Source organism: Leifsonia sp. HAY1-4F, from assembly GCF_056755275.1.
Map to the genome: position 1 here is coordinate 1 of NZ_JBNDHX010000162.1, position 5,079 is coordinate 5,079.

A 5,079-nucleotide genomic window follows, 5' to 3' on the forward strand; every position below is an offset into this window, starting at 1 on the left:
AGGCCCAGTTCGGTGGGGCCGTTTCGATAGGCCCAGTTCGGTGGGGCCGTTTCGATAGGCCCAGTTCGGTGGGGCCGGTTCGGTGGGCCGGTTCGGTGGGGCCAGGGCGATAGACGACCTAGCCCGGGGGCCCAGGCGGGAACGGTGCCGCCACCGATAGACCGCCTCCGGCCGCCTCCCTAACCCTCGGCGGTCCCGTCGCCCGGCCCCACGGTGCGGCGAAGCCGCGCCAGGTACCGGTCGCGCGGGAGGTGCCTCAGACGCAGCGGTAGGCGCGGGTACATCACCGCCGTCCAGCGGATCACCCGGTCGAAGCGTCGTTGCCGGCGCTCGTTCCAGGGCAGGTGGAACTCGTGCCGCAACCGCTCCGGAAGCAGTCCCGCCGTGACCAGGCGCGCCACCGGGAGCAGCGAGCGGAGCCACCACGGCGCGTGCCGGGGGTGCAGGATCTGCCGTGAGACGGCGAGGACGTCCGGTTCCGCGCGGAGACCGGCCATCATCCGTTCCCAGTAGCCGTCGAAGTCCGACCGCGTCGCGGGCCAGCGATCCTCCGTCAGCTGGAGACTGGACAGGGCACGGGCGAACTCCCGATATGCCTCGTCCGCCTGCGCCGCCGTGAGATCGCCGAAGACGCGCCGGTGCAGCTCCATCATCGTCTGGTACAGCGTGGACGCGACCCAGAGCTGCAGCTCGGGGTCGTATGCGCTGTATGCCGGCCGGCCCAGAGTGGCGTCGCCGTGCACTGGGACGTGCGCCTGGTTGACGACCCGTCGCATCGCCGCGAGCTCCTTCGGGGTACCGAACATCGCCGCGGAGAGATAGAGCATCGTTCCATCGAAACGGTCCATCAGCCGCTCGGAGAAGTCGCTGTGCTCCACCACCCCTCGCCCGACGGCGGGATGCGCGATCTGGAGGAGCAGTGCCCGGCCTCCGCCCGCCAGAGTCAGCGCCTCGGATGCGATCTGCGTCGCACGGACGGGCCGGTTGCGTCGGATGATGCCCACGAGGCCATGGTGCCGTGCCCTCCTGCGAGTGGCCGGAAAGAGCGCTGGGCCCACTGCGCGCGATCACACCCACGTCGACCGTCCGCGGCGGGGCCCGGACAGCCGTCGGCCGGAAAGCCGCCGGCCGGAACGCCGCGCGGGTCGTCCAGCACCGGATGTGCCATCGAGCCCGGTCAGAACCCCTGATCGTGCAGAGCGGCGTCCGTGCCGACGGCCCCCGCGGGACATGCGCAGCCGTCCGGCCACGAGAAGAGCCGCACCGCTGACACTCGCACCGGTGCCCCACAGAGTTGGCGCGAGGATGTCCGTGCCCGTGTCGGCGAGCTGTGCCGTCGTCGGGGCCGGATGCGCGTCAACTACGTCGAGGCTCGCCGCGGGAGTGGTCCCCATCGCCCCGGGCGCCTGAACGACCGTGATCTCCGAGGCGATCCCGAACGCCGACGTCCAGGACCGCAATCGCGTGCCGCCCGCGGACGGGTCCGTGCGCGACGGGTCGATCCGCTCCGTCCAGACGTAGTAGCCATCGACCGGAAGGTCGCACGACGGAGTCGTGTATTCGCCGATTCCGGTCACCGTCGTCTCGACCGTGCACACGGTGGGCGCTCCGTCCGGAACCGTCTCTTCTCGAGCGATCGGGTCGGCGAAAGGCCCGTGCAGCGTGCTCTCGACGACTGCCGTGATGGGTACCAGTCCCTCGCCGGAGGATGTCACGCCCCAGGTGGGGAGGAGCCCGTCCCCGTCGTCGACCGTCACAGCCAACCGGTCGGTGACCGGAGTCCCCGGATGCGCCACCGCAGCGGACGTCTGCGTCTCCACCCGGGGCTGGAAGGGCAGGGGGGACGGTCCCGTCGCGGTCGCCTCGGCATGGGCCGTGGCACTCGACGGCTGGGCGATCAGAACCGCCTGCGCATCCACGGTCGGCAGGGCCACCGTCAGCCGGTCGCCATACGGCAGATTCCCGGTCGTCGCGGTCGCGCTGCTGGCGACACTCGCCTCCGTTCCCGTCGGGTGGATGGCGACATCGGTTCCCGAGGGAATGGTCGCGATCGCCGTGCCGTCGTCGAACGTGGCACCGGTGAGGGTGACCGAGACGGGATGGGCGCCCGCGACGAGCAGGTCAGGACCGGACAGGCGGTCGACGGTCAACTCCACCCGGACCCGGCCGGGCCCGTTCTCCGCCAGTTCGATGACGACCGCGGCCCGGACGCCGGTCGACCCCCGCGTGGTCGCCTCCGCGACCATGTCGAGGGCTCTGGCGTACACGGCGTCCGTGTCGGCCCCGGCGCGGCCGGCGTGTACCTGCGCGTCCGCCTCGGACATCCCGGCGTACATCCACGTCGCCAACTGGCCGGCGGCGGCGGTCAGGCGATCGCCGCTGCCTGCCCAGCTCCGGGCGATGTACGCGAAGACGGCCGACTGCTCGGGCGTCCACCATCCCATTCCCGCCGGATCGGCGTAGCTGTACTCCAGGCCCACGGGCGCTCGCTTCCCGGGATTGAGGCAGAAGCCCACGGCGCCGTCGTCGAAGTGGTAGGCGCCGAGCCAGAAGCCATCGGAGGAGAGATAGCCGGGCCCGTGGCCGTCTGCAGACAGTGCCCGCGCTGGCGTGGCGCAGAGGACGCTCTGCAGGATGCCGATGAAGACGGCCAGTCCGGCGAGACAGAGGGTGGTGATGAGGGTGAAAGGTCGATGGGTCATGGATCAACCATCGCCGGGGACGCGATCTCCCGACCCGTCACGCGGGGCATCGGTGGACAACTGCGTCGCAGAGACGAATGTGAGCACATCGTGCGGTTACGGGCCGTCCAGCCGGAGGGACTAAAGTTCGTCGTGGCGAATTTATCTCGGCGTCGAGCTATCTCCCGTCGGACCGCCAGGAAAAGTCGATCGGCAGCCACGAGCGCACCGGAACACCAGCGGATTGGATAACCGTGGATCTATACGAGTACCAGGCCAGAGACCTGTTTGAGAAGTACGGGGTCCCGGTGCTTCCGGGCATCGTCGCGGATACGCCGGAGGAGGTGCGCGCAGCGGCCGAGAAACTCGGCGGTGTCACCGTCGTCAAGGCGCAGGTGAAGGCCGGCGGACGTGGCAAGGCCGGCGGCGTCAAGGTCGCGAAGAACCCGGACGAGGCGGAAGAGGCGGCCAAGGCCATCCTCGGCCTCGACATCAAGGGTCACATCGTCCACCGCGTCATGGTGGCCGGCGGAGCGCGCATCGCCCGCGAGTTCTACTTCTCGGTGCTCCTCGACCGGGCCAACCGCTCCTACCTGTCGCTGACCAGCGTCGAGGGCGGCATGGAGATCGAGCAGCTTGCGGTGGAGAAGCCGGAGGCGCTCGCCCGCATCGAGGTCGACCCCCGCGCCGGCCTCGACCACGCCAAGGCCGTGGAGATCGCTCAGGCCGCCGGATTCCCCGAGGAACTCGTCGAGAAGGTCGCCGATGTCTTCGTGAAGCTCTACGCGGTATACACCGGCGAAGATGCGACACTCGTCGAGGTCAACCCGCTGGTGCTCACCGAAGAGGGCGACATCATTGCTCTCGACGGCAAGGTGAGCCTGGACGAGAACGCCGGATTCCGCCACCTCTACCACGAGGCGCTGGAGGACAAAGCCGCCGCCGACCCGCTGGAGGCGAAGGCCAAGCAGGCCGACCTGAACTACGTCAAGCTCGACGGCGAGGTCGGCATCATCGGAAACGGCGCGGGGCTCGTGATGTCGACCCTGGATGTCGTCGCCTACGCCGGCGAGAAGCACAACGGCGTGAAGCCCGCGAACTTCCTCGACATCGGCGGCGGCGCCTCCGCGGAGGTCATGGCCGCGGGCCTCGACGTCATCCTGAACGACCCGCAGGTCCAGAGCGTCTTCGTCAATGTCTTCGGCGGCATCACTGCCTGCGACGCGGTCGCCAACGGCATCGTGAAGGCTCTGGAGATCCTCGGGGACGAGGCCAACAAGCCCCTCGTGGTCCGCCTCGACGGCAACAACGTCGACGAGGGCCGCCGCATCCTCCGGGAGGCGAACCACCCCCTGGTGACGCTGGCCCTGACCATGGACGAGGGCGCCGACAAGGCCGCCGAGCTGGCCGCGAAGTAAGCGAAGGACGAACGAGAATGTCAATCTTCCTCAACAAGGACTCCAAGGTCATCGTCCAGGGCATCACCGGCGGCGAGGGCACCAAGCACACGGCGCTCATGCTGAAGGCGGGCACCCAGGTGGTCGGCGGCGTGAACGCGCGCAAGGCCGGTACGACCGTCACCCACGGCGACATCGAGCTTCCGGTGTTCGGCACGGTCGTCGAAGCCATCGAGAAGACCGGGGCGGATGTCTCGATCATCTTCGTGCCGCCCGCATTCGCGAAGGATGCGATGGTCGAGGCGATCGACGCCGAGATCCCGCTGCTCGTGGTGATCACCGAAGGCATCCCGGTGCAGGACTCCGCCGAGGCGTGGGCGTACGCCAAGGAGAAGGGCAACAAGACCCGGATCATCGGCCCGAACTGCCCCGGCATCATCACGCCCGGCGAGTCGCTGGTCGGCATCACGCCCGCCAACATCACGGGCAAGGGCTCGATCGGCCTGGTCTCGAAGTCCGGGACCCTCACCTACCAGATGATGTACGAACTGCGCGACCTCGGTTTCTCGACCGCGATCGGCATCGGCGGCGACCCGGTCATCGGCACGACGCACATCGACGCGCTCGCCGCGTTCGAGGCCGACCCGGAGACGAAGGCGATCGTCATGATCGGCGAGATCGGCGGCGACGCGGAGGAGCGCGCTGCGGACTTCATCAAGGCGAACGTCACGAAGCCGGTCGTCGGCTACGTTGCGGGCTTCACCGCGCCCGAGGGCAAGACCATGGGTCACGCCGGCGCGATCGTGTCCGGTTCGGCCGGCACGGCGCAGGCCAAGAAGGAGGCGCTGGAGGCCGCGGGCGTGAAGGTCGGCAAGACGCCGTCCGAGACCGCAGCCCTGCTCCGCGAGGTCTACGCCGCGCTGTAGGCGGCATCCACTCGGCGAGGGCCGGATCCGTTCACGGACTGTCTCTTATACACATCTGACGCTGCCGACGACGGA

4 protein-coding genes are annotated in these 5,079 nt (G+C 69.1%); 2 read left to right on the forward strand and 2 right to left on the reverse strand.

The genetic code is table 11. The features are described 5' to 3' along the window. Positions 1-179: 179 nt before the first annotated feature. Together ACPYOG_RS18560 and ACPYOG_RS18565 are read right to left on the reverse strand one after the other, a co-directional pair. Positions 180-1,004, reverse strand: coding sequence for an oxygenase MpaB family protein (locus ACPYOG_RS18560; protein ID WP_481295623.1), 825 nt, complete (start codon positions 1,002-1,004; stop codon positions 180-182). 63 nt (positions 1,005-1,067) lie between these two features. Further along, positions 1,068-2,702 carry a hypothetical protein gene (locus ACPYOG_RS18565; RefSeq protein WP_481295624.1) on the reverse strand — a complete coding sequence of 545 codons (1,635 nt, stop codon included), beginning with the start codon at positions 2,700-2,702 and terminating at the stop codon, positions 1,068-1,070. Between the two features lie 233 nt (positions 2,703-2,935). Here ACPYOG_RS18565 and sucC point away from each other — a divergent pair, with 233 nt between their 5' ends. Continuing rightward, positions 2,936-4,099, forward strand: coding sequence for an ADP-forming succinate--CoA ligase subunit beta (sucC, locus tag ACPYOG_RS18570; protein WP_481295625.1), 1,164 nt, complete (start codon positions 2,936-2,938; stop codon positions 4,097-4,099). Between the two features lie 17 nt (positions 4,100-4,116). Then, the gene (gene sucD / locus ACPYOG_RS18575; protein WP_481295626.1) at positions 4,117-5,004 is read left to right on the forward strand and encodes a succinate--CoA ligase subunit alpha; all 888 of its coding nucleotides are present in this window, start codon (positions 4,117-4,119) and stop codon (positions 5,002-5,004) included. Positions 5,005-5,079 lie beyond the last annotated feature (75 nt).

What these genes read in the sequence shown, in the direction of transcription:
- ACPYOG_RS18565 (WP_481295624.1), bottom strand. Translation starts at nt 2,702, where the DNA reads ATGACCCATCGACCTTTCACCCTCATCACCACCCTCTGTCTCGCCGGA.
- sucD (WP_481295626.1), top strand. Translation starts at nt 4,117, where the DNA reads ATGTCAATCTTCCTCAACAAGGACTCCAAGGTCATCGTCCAGGGCATC.